Consider the following 17,776-nt stretch of genomic DNA (forward strand, 5'->3'; position numbering starts at 1 on the left):
CCACCGGATTGTTCGGGGGCGGAGCGGGGTCGTTCGGCAGACGAAACGGAGGACCGGCATGATGGGGCGTATGGCAGGTTCACTCTGGCACGGTTTCGCCGACATGGGTTCAGTTACGTCCAACGGTCCGTTCGTGGTCGCACGAGGATCGGGCGCGCACATCTGGGACACCGAAGGCCGCGAATATCTCGACGCGACCGCGGGTCTCTGGTTCACCAACATCGGGCACGGCCGCACCGAGGTGGCGCAGGCCGTGGCCGACCAGTTGGGCACGCTGGCCCACTTCTCCAACTTCGGGGACTTCACCTCGGACATCACGATCGAGCTCGCCGACCGGCTCGCGTCGTTGGCGCCGGTACCCGGTTCGAAGATCTTCTTCACCTCCGGTGGCAGCGACTCGATCGACACCGCGGCCAAGCTCGCCCGCCGCTACTGGCACGAGGTGGGCAAGCCCGAGAAGACCATCATGATCAAGCGCACCAAGGCGTATCACGGGATGCACGTCGCCGGGACGTCGCTGGCGGGGATCCCGGTCAACCGCGAGGGTTACGGCGAGCTCATGGTCGACACCGAGACCGTCGAGTGGGACGACGCCAAGAGCCTCCTCGGCCTGATCGAGCGGATCGGCGCGGATCGTATCGCCGCATTCTTCTGCGAGCCCATCATCGGCGCAGGCGGCGTGTACCCGCCGCCCGAGGGGTACCTGGCCGAGGTGCGGCAGATCTGCCGTGATCATGACGTGCTGTTCGTCGCCGACGAGGTGGTGACCGGATTCGGGCGCATCGGTGGTGACTCGTGGTTCGCGTCGACCCGCTTCGATCTGCAGCCTGATCTGATGACCACGGCGAAGGGCCTCACCTCCGGCTACGTGCCGATGGGCGCGGTGTTCGTCGCCCCGCAGATTGCCGAACCCTTCTGGGGCGGCGGCGTCTGGTGGCGCCACGGCTACACCTATGGCGGTCACGCCGGTGCGGCCGCGGCCGCGATGGCGAACCTCGACATCATCGAGTCCGAGAATCTGCTCGCCTCGGCCACCCGCCTGGAAGGCGAACTCGCCGAGGCGTTGTCGCCCCTCGCCGAACTCGACGCGGTGGAGGAGGTGCGGACCGGCCTGGGTGCCGTCACCGGTATCCAGCTGGCCGATCCGGCCAAGGCATTGCCGATGGTCGGCATCATGCGGGAGCACGGGGTCAGCGGTCGCGCGGCCGGACAGGGTGCGCTGCAGATCTCGCCGGCCTTCGTGATGACGACCGACGAGGTCGGTGAGCTGGCCGACCGTCTGCGTGCCGCTCTGCTGAGCTGAGTGAAAGCGCACGTCCTCTGACAAGGATTCTGCCCCCGTCACGTCCCGGATCGCGGGAGTGACGGGGGCAGAAATCTGTTGCGGTGTCTCGATACCGGTCAGGCCGGTGCGAGCACCTCGGTCGTGGCGATCGCCTGGCCGACGCCCGCGATGATCGATGCGACCTTGAGTGCCTCGAAGATGGCCTCGCGCTCGACACCGGCTTCGCGCAGGACGTTTTCGTGTGCGCCGACGCAGTGCTCACAGCCGTTGATGGCGGAGACCGCGAACGACCACAGCTCGAACAGTGCCTTGTCCACGCCCGGATTGCCGATGATGTTCATCCGCAGCCCCGGACGCAGGTCGTCGTACTTGCCGTCGAGGAATCCGCGACCACGGTAGAACACGTTGTTCATACCCATGATCGACGCCGCACCGAGGGCGGCGTTATAGGCCTCGGCCGACAGGGTGTCGGCGGCCTCGTCGGAGATCTCGGTGAGCACCTTGGCATTTCGCGTCGCGGCGGCGCTCGCCAGGAGGGTGCCCCAGAGCTGTTCCTCGTTCAGCGCCGTCGTGCGGCTGATCGTGCCCAGGTTGAGCTTGAGGTCCTTCGCGTATTCGGGAAGGGCTTCTTTCAGATTGTCGATGCTCATGGGATACCTCAGACGCTCGCGGTGAGGAGTTCACCGGCGTCGATGGTCGGATCACCCTTGCGCCAGTTGCATGCGCACAGCTCGTCGGATTGCAGTGCGTCGAGGACACGCAGGACCTCGCCGACGTTGCGGCCCACGGAGCCCGCGGTGACCGAGACGAACTGGATCTCGTTGTTCGGATCGACGATGAAGGTGGCGCGGTCGGCCACTCCGTCGGCGTTCAGAACGCCTGCGGCCGAAGCGAGTTCACGCTTGAGGTCGGAGAGCATGGGGAAGGGGAGGGTCTTGAGGTCCTCATGCTGTGCGCGCCACTGGAAGTGGACGAACTCGTTGTCGACGGAGGCGCCGAGCACCTGCGCGTCACGGTCGGCGAACTCGTCGTTCAGCTTGCCGAAAGCGGCGATCTCCGTCGGGCACACGAAGGTGAAGTCCTTGGGCCAGAAGAAGATAATGCGCCACTTGCCGGGGTGGTCGTCGCTGGTGATGGTGGTGAAGTAGTCGTCGGGCTGCTTCGCGTCGACCTTGCTCAGATCACCGCCGATCACCGCGGTGAGGTTGTAGGCCGGGAACTGGTCGCCGATGGTCAGCAGAGCCATGATGTGCGTCGCTCCTTCAGATTTCGTGAATGGTTGTCGCGCCGCGGGTGTCGCGGTAGGCGAACTGTCTTCCATCATGCCGAAGATTCAGTGAAAGCGAAACGTGATGATAGGCACTATATTGATAGGTATGTCCAATCGAAGTAATCAGCCGTCGCTGCCCGCACTGAGGGCCTTCGTGGCGATCGCACACCGTCGCCATTTCGGTTCTGCCGCAGAAGATCTCGGAATCAGTCAACCATCGCTGTCGCAGGCTCTGTCCGGCTTGGAGGCTGCTGTCGGCTGCCAGCTGGTGGAGCGATCGACACGGCGTGTCTTCTTGACTTCCGAAGGTGAGGCATTGCTGCCCCGCGCCATCGCGGTGGTGGACGCCGTCGACGAGTTGCTCGCAGAGGCCCGCGGCAACACCGATCCGCTGTCCGGCACGATCCGGTTCGGACTCATTCCGACGGTGGCGCCCTACATTCTGCCGACATTGCTGCGCGGCCTGCCGGAGCGCCTGCCCGACCTGCACCTGCAGGTCGTCGAGGATCAGACCACGCGGCTCATCCGTCTGCTCCGCGAGGGGTCGCTGGACGTCGCGGTGATGGCGTTGCCCAGCGGGGAGCGGGGCCTCGTCGAAGTGCCCATGTATGCCGAGGATTTCGTGTTGGCCCTGCCCGGCGATCATCCGCTGGCCGGCCGGCGCCGGGTTCAGCCGGATGCCCTGCAGGATCTGCCGCTGCTGCTCCTCGACGAAGGGCATTGTCTGCGGGATCAGGCGCTGGAGGTGTGCCGGCTGGCGGGCGCGCAGCCGCAGATCGGGCGTACCCGTGCCGCGTCGCTGGCGACGGCCGTCCAGTGCGTCGAGGGCGGGCTTGGGGTGACCCTCATCCCGCGTACCGCGGTGACCGTCGAGACCGGCGGCGGATCGCTGGGGCTCGCCGAGTTCGCGACGCCGCGGCCCGGCAGGCGGATCGGCCTGGTCTTCCGTGAGTCGACCCGGCGCACCGAGGCCTATCGCACGCTGGCCGCCACCATCGCCGAACTGGTGGCCGCGAGCGGCGACGTCCGCGTCGAGAAGGTGGCCTGACGGGCGCGACGGTCCCGATACAGAACATCGCCGGCCGGATCATCGGCCGGCGATGTTCTCGAACAGTGGTGCTTGTGAGCGAGTCAGTTCTTGGGTTCGAGCACGAAGACCGGGATGACGCGATCGGTCTTCGTCTGATAATCGGCGTAATCGGGGAATGCCGCGACCGCGCGATCCCACCAGGCGGCGCGCTCGTCGCCGGACACCTCGCGGGCGACATAGTCGCCGACATGCGTGCCGTCGCGAACCTCGACATTCGGATCGGCCTTGAGGTTGTAGTACCAGACCGGGTTCTTCGGTGCGCCGCCCAGAGAGGCGACCGCGGCGTAATCGCCGTCGTGCTCGACCCGCATCAGCGGGGTCTTGCGCAGCTTGCCCGACCGGCGGCCGACCGAGGTCAGCAGGATGACGGGCATGTCGCGCATCGATGTGCCCTCGGTGCCGCCCGAGGCCTCGATCTTTTCCGCCTGATCGGCCGACCAGTCGGAACTTCCGCGTGCATATTCTCCGGTAAGTGGCATGTGAGGTGTAACACCACGTGGTGTCCGGGCTATTCCGGTACCGCCAGCGTGAGTTGTTCCCACTCGTCGAGGAGACTCGAGTCGACCTCACGGACCATGGCGCCCACCTTCTCGGTGATGGCGTCGATCTCGGGTGTGTGTACCGCGTGGGGCAGCCCCTGTCGCAGCACGCGATAGCAGTCGGAGAGGTACCTCAGCACCACGCCCTCGCTGCGGGCGAGACCGTAGACCGAGATCAGTTCGGTGAAGGTCATCGCCTTCTCGAGCATGTCCCGGAGCACCGATTTCGGCGACGGTGGGAACGAGGACACCCACGGATGTCCGCGGCGGTACACGCCGAAGGCGTACTCGATCTCCTCGGCGAGCGGTCGGGGCCAGGTGATCTCCTCGAGGCGCGCCATGCGCTCCTCGTACTCCACGCCGTCGGCCTTCATGTCCGCGATGGCGGCGTCGCGAGCGATCTTGCGCTGCGCGAACAGCAGAGGGCGCGGATCGTCGAGGGTGGATTCGAGCACCGACACCACATCGAGGGCATACGTCGGGGACTCCGGATCGAGAATCTCGAAGGCCGCCAGCGCGAATGCCGAGAGCGGGTTGGTCAATGCGAAATTCTCCGGCATGTCCACCGACAGCGCGACGTTCTTCCCGTCGGCGTCGGGCTCGTCGAGTTGTTCGACGATGCCGGACTCCCGCAATCCGCGGTAGAGCTCGATGGTGTGCCGGATATGGCGCAGCTGCCGGTTGCGCGGCTCGTGGCTCTCCTCGAGGAGATGACGCACGGCGGCGAAGCAATCACCCGGCCGCGCAATGACTTCCATCAGGATGGCGGTGGTCATCCGGAAATGCGAACGCAGTGGCTCGTCGGGCGCGTCGACCAGTTGACGGAAGGTCTGCTCGCCCCAGGAGACGAATCCCTCGGGAGGCCGTTTCCGGACGATCTTCCGCAGCTTCTTCGGATCGTCGCCGGCCTTGGCCACCGCCCGGGCGTTCTCGACGTCGTGGTCGGGAGCCTGCGCGACGACGTAACCGATGGTGTCGAAGCCCGCGCGGCCGGCACGCCCGGCGATCTGATGGAATTCGCGGGCCCGCAGGCGGCGGACGCGTACACCGTCGTACTTGCTGAGCCCGGCGAACAGCACCGTCCGGATCGGCACGTTGATGCCCACGCCCAGAGTGTCGGTACCGGCGACGACCTTCAGTAGTCCTTGTTGCGCAAGCCGTTCCACGAGCCTGCGGTAACGGGGCAGCATGCCCGCGTGGTGGACGCCGATGCCGGCCCGCAGCAGCTTCGACAGCGTTGCGCCGAAACCGGTCGCGAAGCGGAAGTCGCCGATGGCCTCGGCGATCGCGGCCTTTTCGGCCTTGTCGGTGATCTTCGCCGACAACAGGGCCTGCGCTCGCTCCACCGCCGACGCCTGCGTGAAGTGGACCACGTAGATCGGGGCGCGGCCGGCGGCGATCAGTTCCTCGATCGTCTCGTGGACCGGGGTCATCGCATACGAGTAGTCCAGCGGCACCGGTCGTTCCGCACCGGTGACGGCGACGGTCTCGCGCCCGGTGCGCCGGTGGAGGTCGTCGACGAAGAAGGACACGTCGCCGAGGGTCGCGGACATCAGCAGGAACTGTGTGTGGGGGAGTTCGATGAGCGGCACCTGCCACGCCCAGCCGCGATCGGGTTCACCGTAGTAGTGGAATTCGTCGGCGACGAGCACACCGATGTCGCTGTCCGGACCGTCCCGAAGGGCGAGGTTGGCGACGATCTCGGCGGTCGCGCAGATGATCGGCGCATCGGCGTTGACCGCCGCGTCGCCGGTCAGCAGGCCGACGGACTCGGCACCGAAGATGTCGCACAGGTCGAAGAACTTCTCGCTGACCAAAGCCTTGATCGGCGCCGTGTAGTAGGCGCGGACACCGCGGCACCGGGCGAAGTAGATCGCACCGGCGGCGACCAGGGACTTTCCCGATCCGGTCGGGGTCGCGAGTATCACGTTGGCGCCGGAGATCAGTTCGAGGAGCGACTCGTCCTGATGCGGGTACAAGTCGATCCCGCGATCGCGCCACCACCCGGTGAACGCGTCATAAGCTGCGTCCTCGTCACCTGCGGACGCCACCGTCACGGGCACGAGCGGACCCGGCGAGGCCACGGAATCGTCGGGTCCCGCCTCGGTCACATCGGTGATGGGGGACCGCCCGTGCCGTCGTCTCCCGGTGTGTCGGGATCATCGCCGCGCGCCTGCTCGGCGAGGAAGCGTTCGAGTTCCGCGCCGAGTTCGTCGCCCGTCGGCAGGTCCTCCTCGGCTGCCAGCAACGACGCGCGGTCGGTCTGGGCCTGCGTGAACGCGTCGTATTGCGCCTCGAGGGCCTCCACGACCGACTCCACCTCGGAGTTCCCCGAGACCTCGGAGTCGACCTGCACACGCACCTTCTCCGCCGCGGATTCGAGTTCCGCGACCGGCAGCGACAATCCGGTCAGCTCGGTCACCGCGGTCAGCAGACGTGCCGACGCCGACGGGTAGTCGGTCTGCGACAGGTAGTGCGGGACGTGCACCGCCAGGCCGGCAGCCCGGTAGTCGTGCTCGGTCATACGCAATTCGAGCAGCATCGACGCACTGGCCGGCAGACGCATCTGCGAACCCCACCGCGGCAGATCACCGAGCCGCTCGGGATCACTGCCGTGGGCGGTCACCGCGGCGGGCCGCGTGTGGGGGACCGCCATCGGGATGGCGTTCAGCCCGATCACGTCGGTGACGCCGAAGTGCTCGGCCAGACCGCGTACCGCCTCGACGAACTGCTCCCAGCGAAGATCGGGCTCGGCGCCGGCCAGCAGTAGGAACGGCCTGCCCGCGGCATCGCGGAGCGCATGCATCGTCAGCGACGGCATGTCGACCTCGGTGAAACGATTGTCGTCGAAGGTGATGGTCGGCCTGCGTGACCGGTAGTCGATCAGTTCGTCGGTGGAGAATGTCGCCACCAGTTCGGATTCCAGTGTGTCCTGGAGATGTCCGGCGGCCAGGGCCACCGCGTGACCCGCATCGGCGAAGCCGTCCAGCGCATGAATCAGCACCGGCCCGGTGCCCTCGTTGTTCGACACCTGGGGTGCGGGGAATTCCAGCGAGTACAGAGAGCTGTGCTCGGCGGACCGCTCGTCCATAGGGCGTCCCTTCTTCTCGGTTCCGTCGATTCTCGCGTATCGACGGCGGGAGGTGTGAATTTCCGGCGTATGTGGGCGGAACCCGTGCCGGTCTCCCTTTTCTCAACACCGTCCGCCCTGATGCGATTCCCCGGGCACTGTGAGATGCACCGGGTGTCGGTCCACGGCGCGTGGTCGGGTGCGTGGCAAGGTGAACCGCGTGATCGACAGCTCAAGCCGCACACGACGCCGCTGGTCCCTGGTCGGACCGATCCTGTTGGCCACCACGTTGATGTCGTTATCGGCGTGCGGTGTCGACGGCGAGGCGACGGCTGCCGATCTGAGCTCCCGGGCGGTCGACGCATCGGACTTCCCCGGGGGACCGGCGAGCCGGGTGCCCGCACCCGCGGTCGGGGATGCTCTCGCCGACCTCACGGGCCGTCCGGTGCGCGGAAATGTGCTGCCGCCGGAGTGCACGCCCTCGGCCGTATCGGCCGACGGCGCGGTCGTGATGGTGCGGATCGCACAGGGCGGCGGCCCCGGCGGAAGCTCTGCGTACACCTCGGCTCTGGTGCACGCCGACCACGATCTGAAGTCGGTCCTCGACAAGGCGCGGCGCTGTCCGGCCACGACGTCGGGAACAGTGCCCACCGCGATGTCGCTGGTCCGCACCGAGGTCCTGAAGCGTCCGTCGACAGCGGTGTCCGGCGTGAGCACCGGCGCCCTGCGGCGACTGGTCACCACCGGTGGGCCGGGTCCGTCGGCCCTCACCACGACGACCGCCCTCCGGATGGCGCAGAAGGACGGGGTGCGGGTGCTCGTCGAATTCCGGCACCCCGGTGACCGTGCGGAGTCGCCTGCCGAGCTCGGGCATCTGAACACGTTGTTCGACAAGGCAATTCGCGCAGCCTTCGGTCGATGACGCCGGGTCCGTGGACCATTCGGACACCCCCGCGGCGGGACGGACCTGTGGATCGGCGGCCCGCTGTGGACAAGTTCGCGCCGACCAGGGTTTTCGCGGTCCGACGCGGCGCCGGCCGCGACGCGACGGGGCCACGATGGGCCCATGTCAGCTACCCGCCGCGCTCGCGGCCAATCCCCGTCCGTCATCCTCACCGCGATCCCCGGCCTGATCGGCTTCATCCCGGAGCGCTCGCTCGTGCTGGTGGGCTTCGGCGACCAGCCCGGCCTCATCCGGTTCACCGCCCGTCACGATCTGGTGCTCGACGACGGCGGTGATCTGGTGCCGGAGGTCCTGCACCTGCTCGACGGTCTCGACTCGATGTGCGAGCGCGAAGACGTCCGGGGCGCGATCGCCGTTCTCGCCGACGATCGGTTCGCCATCACCGATCCGCGCTACCGGTCGATGGCGGAGACCATCGACGACGGACTTGAGCGCATCGGTGGGCTCGCCGCCGCATTCGTGGTCCCTGATTTCGTGGAGGGCGGTCGCTGGCGGACCGTCTGGGAGGGACGACACGACCTGTCCCGGGCCGCTGTTCCGGTGTCCCGGACCGCTCCGACCCAGGGACGGCTGTCCGACCCGAACACATGCGCCACGGCGGTGGGGCGGGTGGTGCAGACCGGGCGGCCCGTCCTGGCCCGCCGGTCCGATATGACGGCGATGTTGACCTCGCTCGATCACTGTGCGGGCCCGCACCGGGAACCCACCCCGGACGGCTCGGATCTCGATGACGCGGCATTGCTCCGAATGATCGTCGAACAGGTCACCCGCACCGATCACCCCGGCGATCTGGACTGCGCGACGGTCACGATGCTCGGCGAGGCGGTCACCAGGCTGCCGGTGCGTGACGCCGCTTTCGTGTTGGCGGGCACCGCATTCCGCGGCCCCGCGGAACGCCTGTGGCGCGAGCTGGCGAGGCGGACGCGGGGTAGTCGTCGGGCCAGCGCGGCGACCCTGCTCGCTCACCTGCACTACATGGGTGGCGAGGGTGCGTACGCGGGCGTCGCACTCGAGCACGCGCTGGACGCGGATCCGAACTGGTACATGGCCCAACTGCTGGACACCGCGTTGCGCAATGGCCTCGCGCCACGCGAACTCGATGTGGTGATCGACTGCGGCTACCGGGCGGCCGACGAACTGGGGGTACGCATTCCGCAGCCACTGCCGGAGAGCAGCACCGGATGAGGAGGTATCGCTCAGACCTTGTCGACGAACACCGCGTGCGCGATGTCGTCGGACAACTCGAGGCCCTCGTGTCCCGGCGAGCTGATCACGACCTTCTGCGGCGACACCGTGACCGTGACACGGGCATTGGGGACGACGCCCGCCTCACGCAGCTCGGTGATCAGCGACTGATCGGACTGCGCATGTTCGGACAGGCGACGGACGATCACCGCAACCGGCTCACCCTGCGGGAGATCCGCGATCCGTGCCGCGCCGTCGGGACTCGCCGGGTGATCGGCGCCGAGCAATTCGAGGCCGGGGATCGGGTTGCCATAGGGCGAGGTCGTGGGATTGTCGAGCACCGCGAGCAGGCGACGCTCCACGTTCTCGCTCATCACGTGCTCCCAGCGGCAGGCCTCGTCGTGGACCTGCTCCCAGGGCATTCCGATGATGTCGACGAGCAGGCGCTCGGCCAGGCGGTGCTTGCGCATGACGGCCACCGCCAGTTCGCGGCCCTTCTCGGTGAGTTCCAGATGCCGGTCACCGGCGACCCGCAACAGTCCGTCGCGTTCCATCCGGGCGACGGTCTGAGACACGGTCGGTCCGCTCTGCTCGAGCCGTTCCGCGATGCGTGCCCGCAGTGGGACGATCCCTTCCTCTTCGAGGTCGTAGATCGTCCGCAGGTACATCTCGGTGGTGTCGACAAGATCGTTCACGATGCGCAATCCCTTCGGTTGTCTCAAGGGTACCTTGACCAGCGCACGGACAATGCCAGGGCGCACAGCAAGCCGTGGTGGGCCGCGTTCGGCAACACTGCCTCGCTCGTCGGCGCCCGGTCGGGCCACCGCGCAACCCGCCCCCGAGTCGGCGCGCGGGCTCTAATCTGGTGTCGTGGCACCGAGTACGAGCGAAACGGGCAACGACGACGAGGCTGCGGCTGTCATCTGGAGCGAGGACTTCCTGTCCTACAAGTGGGCGCACACCCACCCGATGAATCCGGTACGCCTCGCGCTGACGATGACACTGGCCCAGAGCCTCGGCATCCTCGACGGCGTGGACACGTGGGCCCCGCTCGCCATCGACGACTCGGCGCTCACCACAATCCATTCCCAGGACTACATCGACGCCGTCCGAGCGGTGGGTTCGGGAACCGCGTCCCTGTCGGGTCCACTTCTGGAACGGCTCTTCGGACTCGGGGACGCCGACAATCCGGTGTTCGACGGCATGCACGAGGCGAGTCGGCTGTTGGTCGGCGGGACGCTGGCCGCGGCGCAGGCCGTCGCCAACGGTTCCGTGCGCCGTGCGGTCAACATCGGCGGCGGAATGCACCACGCGATGAAGGCCAGAGCCGCCGGGTTCTGTGTCTACAACGACTGTGCCGTGGCCATCAAATGGTTGCTGGACAACGGATATGACCGGATCGCCTACATCGACGTCGATGCCCATCACGGCGACGGTGTCCAGGTCGCATTCGACGCGGATCCGCGGGTGCTGACCATGTCCATTCACCAGCATCCGGCAACGCTGTGGCCGGGCACCGGATGGCCGACCGAGGTCGGTGCGGACACCGCTCACGGAGCCGCGGTCAACATCGCGGTAATGCCGGACATTACCGATCGACTGTGGCTGCGCGCGTTCCACGCGGTGGTGCCCTCGGTGCTCGAGCAGTTCCGCCCGCAGATCCTCATCAGCCAGTGCGGCGCCGACAGTCACCGTGCCGATCCGCTGACCGACCTGTCGCTTACCGTGGATGGGCAGCGCACCGCGATGCAGGCCATGCGCGGATTCGCCGACAAGTACTGCGATGGCAAATGGATCGCGGTGGGCGGCGGCGGTTACGGCGTCGTCAACGTGGTGCCACGGAGCTGGGCACACCTGATCGGCGTGGCGCTCGGCCGGGATGTCGACCCCGCGACCGAGATCGACGAATCCTGGTGCACGACAGCCGAACAGATCGCCGAGCAGGTACACACCGAGTACTCAAGTCCACCCGTGCGGGTCATGGGGGACGGTGGCGATGTCGGCTACGTTCCGTGGGACGGAGACGCCGGAACCGAACCACCGCCGGGGATCTCCGAATCCGCACAGCGCCAGACGGACCGTGCGATCCTGGCGACCCGCCGCGCCGTCTATCCGCTCCACGGACTCGACCCGGAGGATCCCCGTGACTGACCAGTCCCCGAACCCCGACGTCGCGACGATCGAGGACCGTCCGGCCGGTGATCCGGACACACCGACCACCGAGGGGACCGACAGCGCGGTGCGCGAGCCCTGGGATTATCCGCGGCACTGGACCGCCGACGTCCTGGCCTCCGACGGCGGCGTCGTGCACCTGCGCCCCATCGTCCCCGACGACGCCGACCGCATCGTGCGATTCCATTCCGGATTGTCCGAGCGGACCCGGTACATGCGGTACTTCGGCCCGACACCGACGTTGCCGCCGCGCGAGGTCGCGCGGATGACGACCGTCGACTACAAGAATCGCGTGGCGCTCGTCGCCGTACTGGGCGGGGAGATCATCGCGGTCGGTCTGTACGAGGGCCTCGACTTCGACGGAAAACCGGACACCGCCGAGGTGGCCTTCGTGGTCGCCGACGAACATCAGGGCCGCGGTCTGGGGCCGATCCTCCTCGAACATCTTGCCGGTGTCGCCGCGGAGAACGGCTTCACCAAGTTCGAGGCGGAGGTGCTCAGTGAGAACCCGAACATGGTCGCGGTCTTCCGTGACGCCGGCTACCAACTGTCGCGCAGTTTCGACGGTTCGACCGTGCACGTGGAGTTCCTGATCGACCCGACCGAGGCGCTGCTGTCGGTCCGGAACGACCGGGAACGGGCCTCGGAGGCGCGCAGTGTCGCGAACTTGCTGCGACCGTCGTCGATCGCCGTCATCGGTGCGTCGAATGACCCGAAGAAGGTCGGTAATGCGTTGCTGGCCAACATTGTTGCGCGCGGTTTCACCGGACCCGTGTATCCGGTCAACGGTCCGCGGCGCGGAGACGCCGAGGAGGAGGCAGCCGACAGCGCGGCCGCGCAACCGGCGACGCGGGCCGGCGCGCACAGTCCGGCGCATCGCCGGAATCAGCCGAAACCCGCATCGGTGCGGGGCATCCGCGCGTACCGCACGGTGCGGGACATCCCCGACCCGGTCGACCTCGCCGTCGTCGCGGTGCCCGCCGCGATCATCGACGAGGTTCTCGACGACTGTCTCGTCAAGGGCGTCCGGGCGCTGGTCGTGGTGTCGTCCGGCTTCGGCGACCTGGGGGAGGAGGGACTGGAGAGCGAGAACCGGCTCGTCGATCAGGTCCGGGAGCACGGGATGCGCCTGGTCGGACCGAATGCGTTGGGGGTGGCGAACAACGACCCGGCCGTCTCGCTGAACGCGACACTCGCACCACGAATCCCGGCGGCCGGCCGGGTCGGCTTCTTCTGCCAGTCCGGCGCGCTCGGCATCGCCATCCTGGACACGGCGGCGCGCCGCCAGATCGGTCTGTCCACGTTCGTGTCGGCCGGCAATCGTGCCGACGTCTCCGGCAACGATCTCCTGCAGTACTGGGACACCGACCCGGCGACCGATGTGGTGCTGCTCTACCTGGAGAGCTTCGGTAATCCCCGCAAGTTCTCCCGCATCGCGCGCAGGTTGTCGCGGTCGAAGCCCATCGTCGCGGTGAAGTCGGGCCAGGGAGCACTCACCGCGGTCCGTGCCGCGCGCTCGGCGGGCGCCGGGCTCGACGACCGGATCGCCCAGATGGTCCTGGCTCAGGCCGGTGTGATCCAGGTCGACACGATCTCCGAGCTCTTCGACTGCGCAACCATTTTCGCGTATCAGCCGCTGCCGCGGGGGCCGCGGGTACGGATCATCGGGAACTCCTCGGTGCTCGGGAGTCTGGCCGCGGACACCGCGCGCAGCGGCGGTCTCGACGTCACCGATGTCATCGACCTCGGTGCCGGTGCCACGGAGGACGAGTTCGAGGCCGTGGTCACCGAGGCGATGGCCGACGACGACGTGGATGCGGTGCTCGTGGTCTTCGTGCCGCCGGTGGCCGTCGACGCCGATTGGCATGCCCGTGCACTCATGGCTGCCGCCAACACGCAGAACCCCGATGCGCCGAAGCCGATCGTGACCACCTTCCTCGCCGTGGAGGGCATTCCTCCGGGGCTCATGAAGCCGGGAAAGAACGGCCTGCCCGAGGCGGGTTCGATTCCGTCCTACGGCAGTCCCGAACGTGCTGCGACCGCGTTGGCGCGGGCCTGGCAGTACGCGCGCTGGCGGCAGCGCCCCGAATCCGAACTGCATCGGCCCGAGGGCACCGATCCGGAGGCGGCCCGCACGTATGTGCGCGAGATCCTCGCCGACCTCGACGATCCCGCGCAGGGGGTGACCCTCGACCATGTCCAGTCGGCGACTCTCCTCGGCTGGTACGGCATCCCGGTGGTGCCCTTCCGTGAGGTGCGGACGATGCACGACGCGTCCGCTGCGGCGCGAGAGCTCGGCTTCCCGGTGGCGGTGAAGGCGACCTCGGCCGGCTGGCGTGGGCGGCTCGACCGTGAGGGAGCGCGACTCGACCTGCCCGACGCGACCGCGGTCGTCACCGCGTTCACCGAACTCGTCGACCTCACCGGCGACACGGTGCTGCACGTGCAGCGGATGGCGCCCAAGGGAATCGGGACCGTGATCCGTGTCCGCGACGACCGGTCATTCGGCTCGGTCGTCTCGTTCGGGCTGTCCGGGCGGACCTTCGAACTGCTCGGCGATCACGGATACCGGGGTATCCCGCTGTCGCCGACGGATGCGGCCGATCTGCTCGACGAACCCCGTTCCGCTCCGCTGCTCGCCGGCTACCGGGGCGAGGCACCGGTCGACCGGGAGGCCCTGATCGATTTGCTGGTCCGTATCTCCACGCTGGTCGACGACATCCCCGAGGTCCGCGAGGTGCTGTGCGATCCGATCCTGGCGTCCCCCGAGGGCGCCGCGGTGCTCAACACGCAGATACGGGTCGGTCCGGTGCCCACCAAGGCGGACACCGGACCGAGACGTCTGGGATGAGATCGGGCGCTATGCCCGCGGATCAGCTCGCGTAGGCGCGCAGCCGCTCGGCGCGATCACCCTGGCGCAGCTTGCCCATGACCTCGCGCTCGATCTGCCGGACCCGCTCCCGGGACAGGCCGAACATGCGGCCGATCTGGTCGAGCGTGCGCGGCTGGCCGTCGTCGAGGCCGTAGCGCATGCGGATGACCTGCTGTTCCCGCTCGTCGAGCGTGGAGAGCACTGAGCGGATATCCGAGTGCAGCAGACCGGCGATCACCGCGTTCTCCGCCGAGGTCGCCTCGGCGTCCTCGATGAAGTCGCCCAGCGGGGCCTCCTCGTCGCTGCCGACCGGCATGTCCAGGCTCACCGGGTCACGGCTGTGGTCCAGCAGGTCGGCGATCTTCTCCGCCGGGATACCGGACTCGGCGGCCAATTCGTCGTCGGTGGCCTCACGCCCGAGCTGCTGATGCAGCTCGCGCTTGATGCGGGCCAACTTGTTGACCTGCTCCACGAGGTGGACGGGCAGACGGATCGTGCGGCTCTGATCGGCCATGCCGCGCGTGATGGCCTGCCGGATCCACCAGGTGGCATAGGTCGAGAACTTGAAGCCCTTGGCGTAGTCGAACTTCTCCATCGCCCGGATCAGGCCCAGGTTGCCCTCCTGGATCAGGTCGAGGAGCGGCATGCCGCGTCCCGTGTAGCGCTTCGCGAGCGACACGACGAGGCGAAGGTTGGCCTCGAGGAGATGGGACCTGGCCGCCTCACCCTCACGCACGATGACCGCGAGGTCGCGCTTCTTGGTGGCGGACAGACGCTTCTTCGTCGCGAGGACGTGCTTGGCGAAGAGACCCGCCTCGATCTGCTTGGCCAGCTCCACTTCCTGTTCGGCATTGAGGAGAGCGGTGCGGCCGATCCCGTTCAGGTAGACGCGGACGAGGTCCGCGGCGGGGGACTGTGCGTCGAGATCCTGCTCGGTCATCGCGGGGCGCGTCGGGGACTCGGTCTCGTCGACATATCGTGTCGCGGCGGTGGTGCGTGCATTGGTCGGGCGTGCAACTGTCGAACGTGACATTCGGCCTCCTGACTTGAAGTGCATTCACCCGGTTAAACGCGCTTAGCGTGCCGAAAGTTCCCGGCGTCATTGACCTGCGAGGACTTCGGCGTGGCGATGACCTGCGGGTTCGGCGCAACGGCGAACCTCGGTAAATGAGAAGTTGCTGAGAGTGTGGAGTGCCGGGAACGGTCGGTCGGCTCAGCGCGCCCGGTGTTCGGTGTCGACGGTCGTCGAATCGATGACACGGTGGTCGTCGTCGCGACGACGATCGGTGAGCGCGGGGGTTGCGAGTACGTCGTAGTCGGAGCCGTACTTGTAGCGCGGTCTCTCACCACGCTTGCGTGGCGGACGGTCGTTGGCCATCAGCACCGCGACCCAGGGCAGCGGGATGGACAGGACGACGATGCCCAACGCGATCCACCCGTTGCCGGTGATGCTGAAGACGATGCCCGCGATGACGAGGGCAGGGACGCGAAAAGCCATGAGCGACAGATACCTTCGCACGCGGGCGCGATGTTGCTCGTCGAGCGCCTCCTGTGCGTCGGTGATGAGGACCGCCTCGCGCAGGGCCCGGTGATCCGCCCGTTCGCCGCTGCCGGCGCCGGTACTCGCATCGTGGGCACGTTCGTGCCACGTCACGCGATCACCGTTCATCTCGTCGCCGGTCATACTCTCAACTGTCCCACTTTCATCCGTCGAATGCAGCCCCGCCCCCCGGTCGCATATCGGGCATCGCGGGGATGTGGCGCACAATGGTCGGTATGGGAACAGAGACGATCGAACGACCGGACGTCGATGAGCGGACCGACGTCGACGAGCGGCCGGACGCCGATGCCACCGACAGGGGCGACGACGACCGTCCGAAGTTTTTTCACTACGTGCGCAAGGATCGCATCGCGGAGAGCGCCGTGATGGGCAGCCATGTCGTCGCGCTGTGCGGTGAGACCTTTCCGGTCACCCGCTCGGCGAAGCCGGGCTCACCGGTGTGCCCGAAGTGCAAGAAGATCTACCAGAAGATGAAGAAGGACTGATCGGGCGTCAGTGCTGTCGCCGGTCGGGTCGCCGACCCTCCGGTGGCGCACCTGATCCCGGATCGTCCGGCGGGTGCTGCTCTCCGTCGGTCGGCCGCGTCCTCCGTATCGGGCCCGACGCCAACCTGTCCGGCAGGGTCTTCAGCTGACCCGTGATGTCGGAGGTCTGCGTGTGCACCCAGTCGCGGACGTGTGCGGTGGCGGCCGGTTTGGCGGGCCAGATGGATTGCACCGCGGCGTTGAACTCGGCACCCACCACGATGGCGAAGCCGAGGAAGAACGTGAAGAGCAGGAACGCGATCGGCGTCGCGAGCGCCCCGTAGGTGTAGCCGGCACGCGTCACCGCGGTGAGGTAGATGCGCAGGATGTAGCTGGCCACCCAGAAGAACACGCCGGCCACCACGGCACCGCCCACGAGACGATGCCACGGCAGCGGGTTGGGCAGCGCCAGGTGATACAGCGTCGTGAGGACGACCAGCATCAGCACCGCGACGAACGGGAAGTACCCGAAGTCGATCAGGTTGCTGACCGTCGGGTCCCACGATTTGGGCACGATCTCGTGCAGGTAGTTGGGGCCGAGTGCGACGAGCGGCAGCAACGGCACCGACACGGCCGGGAACGCGATGTAGAGGAACAGCGCGAAGAAGCGCTGCCACACCGGGTTCCGCACCTCGTGCTGGTCGTGGGCGCGAACGATCGACGCGACGAAGCAGGACACGGCCGACGAGCCGGCCCACAGCGACAGCACGAAGGCGACCGAGACGACCCCGACGCGTCCCTTGCCGAGGACATTGTCGACGGTCGGTTCGATGAGGTCGGTGACCACGCTCTCGGAGAACGTGCGGTTAGCGAACGAGATGATCCGCTCCGAGATCACGTTGACCGTGTCGGGGCCGAACCACCCGGCCACGTAGCCCACACTGCCGAGTACCCCGAGCAGCAGTGGCGGCAGGGACAGTGCCTGCCAGAACGCGGCCTGTGCGGCCCAGCCGACGATCCCGTGGTCCCAGGCGTTCTTGATCGTCTGCCAGACCAGCCGGGGAAGATTGCGCAGAACCGGCTCGCGTGGCCCGGCGGCCTCCGCTTCGATGGCGGGATCGGCCTCGCCCTCGTCGTGCAGGTGTTCGCTGGCGGTGGCGGGAGCCGGGGGAGTCGGTATCGGCTTCCGGGGACCGGGCATCTCGTGGCCGGCGGGCGCGGGCCGGGCCGGGATCGGCACGGTCGGTTGGGCATCGGGGGCATCGCCGGACGACCTGGAGGAGTCGGTCACCGGTAGCGGTACG

The 17,776-nt window shown here is 67.7% G+C and carries 16 protein-coding genes; 7 read left to right on the forward strand and 9 right to left on the reverse strand.

The annotated features are described in order from the left end of the window. The first annotated feature begins 70 nt into the window (after window positions 1–70). Window positions 71–1,303, forward strand: coding sequence for an aminotransferase family protein (locus tag AC4JJG_RS08900; RefSeq protein WP_495400825.1), 1,233 nt, complete (start codon window positions 71–73; stop codon window positions 1,301–1,303). 98 nt (window positions 1,304–1,401) lie between these two features. Here the strand turns inward: AC4JJG_RS08900 and AC4JJG_RS08905 are convergent, their stop codons facing one another. Both AC4JJG_RS08905 and AC4JJG_RS08910 read right to left on the reverse strand, forming a co-directional pair. Beyond that, window positions 1,402–1,935 carry an alkyl hydroperoxide reductase gene (locus tag AC4JJG_RS08905; protein ID WP_495400824.1) on the reverse strand — a complete coding sequence of 178 codons (534 nt, stop codon included), beginning with the start codon at window positions 1,933–1,935 and terminating at the stop codon, window positions 1,402–1,404. A gap of 8 nt (window positions 1,936–1,943) precedes the next feature. Further along, the gene (locus AC4JJG_RS08910) at window positions 1,944–2,531 is read right to left on the reverse strand and encodes a peroxiredoxin (RefSeq protein WP_495400823.1); all 588 of its coding nucleotides are present in this window, start codon (window positions 2,529–2,531) and stop codon (window positions 1,944–1,946) included. 130 nt (window positions 2,532–2,661) lie between these two features. On the opposite strand from AC4JJG_RS08910, the gene AC4JJG_RS08915 reads away from it, so the two are divergent. Continuing rightward, the gene (locus AC4JJG_RS08915) at window positions 2,662–3,603 is read left to right on the forward strand and encodes a hydrogen peroxide-inducible genes activator (protein WP_495400822.1); all 942 of its coding nucleotides are present in this window, start codon (window positions 2,662–2,664) and stop codon (window positions 3,601–3,603) included. Between the two features lie 83 nt (window positions 3,604–3,686). Here AC4JJG_RS08915 and AC4JJG_RS08920 read toward each other — a convergent pair whose 3' ends face one another. Genes AC4JJG_RS08920 through AC4JJG_RS08930 form a run of 3 tightly spaced genes read right to left on the reverse strand, consistent with a single transcriptional unit; the run spans window position 3,687 to window position 7,275 of the window. Continuing rightward, window positions 3,687–4,124 (reverse strand): nitroreductase family deazaflavin-dependent oxidoreductase, encoded by a 438-nt coding sequence (locus AC4JJG_RS08920; protein ID WP_495400821.1) that lies wholly within the window; start codon window positions 4,122–4,124, stop codon window positions 3,687–3,689. Between the two features lie 29 nt (window positions 4,125–4,153). Then, the gene (locus tag AC4JJG_RS08925; RefSeq protein ID WP_495401027.1) at window positions 4,154–6,268 is read right to left on the reverse strand and encodes a DEAD/DEAH box helicase; all 2,115 of its coding nucleotides are present in this window, start codon (window positions 6,266–6,268) and stop codon (window positions 4,154–4,156) included. A 23-nt stretch (window positions 6,269–6,291) separates the two neighbouring features. After that, window positions 6,292–7,275 carry a proteasome assembly chaperone family protein gene (locus AC4JJG_RS08930; protein WP_495400820.1) on the reverse strand — a complete coding sequence of 328 codons (984 nt, stop codon included), beginning with the start codon at window positions 7,273–7,275 and terminating at the stop codon, window positions 6,292–6,294. A 199-nt stretch (window positions 7,276–7,474) separates the two neighbouring features. Here AC4JJG_RS08930 and AC4JJG_RS08935 point away from each other — a divergent pair, with 199 nt between their 5' ends. Then, window positions 7,475–8,176, forward strand: coding sequence for a hypothetical protein (locus AC4JJG_RS08935; RefSeq protein WP_495400819.1), 702 nt, complete (start codon window positions 7,475–7,477; stop codon window positions 8,174–8,176). A gap of 144 nt (window positions 8,177–8,320) precedes the next feature. Then, entirely contained in the window at window positions 8,321–9,403 is a 1,083-nt protein-coding gene (locus tag AC4JJG_RS08940; protein ID WP_495400818.1) for a DUF4192 domain-containing protein, read from the forward strand. A gap of 11 nt (window positions 9,404–9,414) precedes the next feature. Here AC4JJG_RS08940 and AC4JJG_RS08945 read toward each other — a convergent pair whose 3' ends face one another. Further along, entirely contained in the window at window positions 9,415–10,098 is a 684-nt protein-coding gene (locus AC4JJG_RS08945; RefSeq protein WP_495400817.1) for an iron-dependent transcriptional repressor DtxR, read from the reverse strand. 175 nt (window positions 10,099–10,273) lie between these two features. Between AC4JJG_RS08945 and AC4JJG_RS08950 the strand changes: the two genes are divergently transcribed. After that, entirely contained in the window at window positions 10,274–11,554 is a 1,281-nt protein-coding gene (locus tag AC4JJG_RS08950; RefSeq protein ID WP_495400816.1) for an acetoin utilization protein AcuC, read from the forward strand. Between the two features lie 88 nt (window positions 11,555–11,642). Further along, window positions 11,643–14,426 carry a bifunctional acetate--CoA ligase family protein/GNAT family N-acetyltransferase gene (locus AC4JJG_RS08955; RefSeq protein WP_495401026.1) on the forward strand — a complete coding sequence of 928 codons (2,784 nt, stop codon included), beginning with the start codon at window positions 11,643–11,645 and terminating at the stop codon, window positions 14,424–14,426. A gap of 22 nt (window positions 14,427–14,448) precedes the next feature. Here the strand turns inward: AC4JJG_RS08955 and AC4JJG_RS08960 are convergent, their stop codons facing one another. Then, a complete protein-coding gene (locus tag AC4JJG_RS08960; RefSeq protein ID WP_495400815.1) occupies window positions 14,449–15,480 on the reverse strand; it encodes a sigma-70 family RNA polymerase sigma factor in 1,032 nt (343 codons plus the stop codon). 180 nt (window positions 15,481–15,660) lie between these two features. After that, window positions 15,661–16,116, reverse strand: a complete 456-nt coding sequence (locus AC4JJG_RS08965) for a DUF3099 domain-containing protein (protein ID WP_495401025.1) — start codon at window positions 16,114–16,116, stop codon at window positions 15,661–15,663. A 107-nt stretch (window positions 16,117–16,223) separates the two neighbouring features. Between AC4JJG_RS08965 and AC4JJG_RS08970 the strand changes: the two genes are divergently transcribed. Beyond that, window positions 16,224–16,493 (forward strand): DUF3039 domain-containing protein, encoded by a 270-nt coding sequence (locus tag AC4JJG_RS08970; RefSeq protein ID WP_495400814.1) that lies wholly within the window; start codon window positions 16,224–16,226, stop codon window positions 16,491–16,493. A 7-nt stretch (window positions 16,494–16,500) separates the two neighbouring features. On the opposite strand, the gene AC4JJG_RS08975 is transcribed toward AC4JJG_RS08970, so the two are convergent. Next, window positions 16,501–17,673, reverse strand: coding sequence for a YihY/virulence factor BrkB family protein (locus AC4JJG_RS08975; protein ID WP_495401024.1), 1,173 nt, complete (start codon window positions 17,671–17,673; stop codon window positions 16,501–16,503). Window positions 17,674–17,776 lie beyond the last annotated feature (103 nt).

It is taken from the genome of Gordonia sp. B8661-1 (genome assembly GCF_059427765.1).

Bases quoted from the DNA above. Each gene is read 5' to 3' on its own strand.
- AC4JJG_RS08900 (WP_495400825.1), top strand. From the start codon at position 71: ATGGCAGGTTCACTCTGGCACGGTTTCGCCGACATGGGTTCAGTTACG.
- AC4JJG_RS08905 (WP_495400824.1), bottom strand. From the start codon at position 1,935: ATGAGCATCGACAATCTGAAAGAAGCCCTTCCCGAATACGCGAAGGAC.
- AC4JJG_RS08910 (WP_495400823.1), bottom strand. From the start codon at position 2,531: ATGGCTCTGCTGACCATCGGCGACCAGTTCCCGGCCTACAACCTCACC.
- AC4JJG_RS08915 (WP_495400822.1), top strand. From the start codon at position 2,662: ATGTCCAATCGAAGTAATCAGCCGTCGCTGCCCGCACTGAGGGCCTTC.
- AC4JJG_RS08920 (WP_495400821.1), bottom strand. From the start codon at position 4,124: ATGCCACTTACCGGAGAATATGCACGCGGAAGTTCCGACTGGTCGGCC.
- AC4JJG_RS08930 (WP_495400820.1), bottom strand. From the start codon at position 7,275: ATGGACGAGCGGTCCGCCGAGCACAGCTCTCTGTACTCGCTGGAATTC.
- AC4JJG_RS08940 (WP_495400818.1), top strand. From the start codon at position 8,321: ATGTCAGCTACCCGCCGCGCTCGCGGCCAATCCCCGTCCGTCATCCTC.
- AC4JJG_RS08960 (WP_495400815.1), bottom strand. From the start codon at position 15,480: ATGTCACGTTCGACAGTTGCACGCCCGACCAATGCACGCACCACCGCC.
- AC4JJG_RS08965 (WP_495401025.1), bottom strand. From the start codon at position 16,116: ATGAACGGTGATCGCGTGACGTGGCACGAACGTGCCCACGATGCGAGT.
- AC4JJG_RS08970 (WP_495400814.1), top strand. From the start codon at position 16,224: ATGGGAACAGAGACGATCGAACGACCGGACGTCGATGAGCGGACCGAC.
- AC4JJG_RS08975 (WP_495401024.1), bottom strand. From the start codon at position 17,673: ATGCCCGGTCCCCGGAAGCCGATACCGACTCCCCCGGCTCCCGCCACC.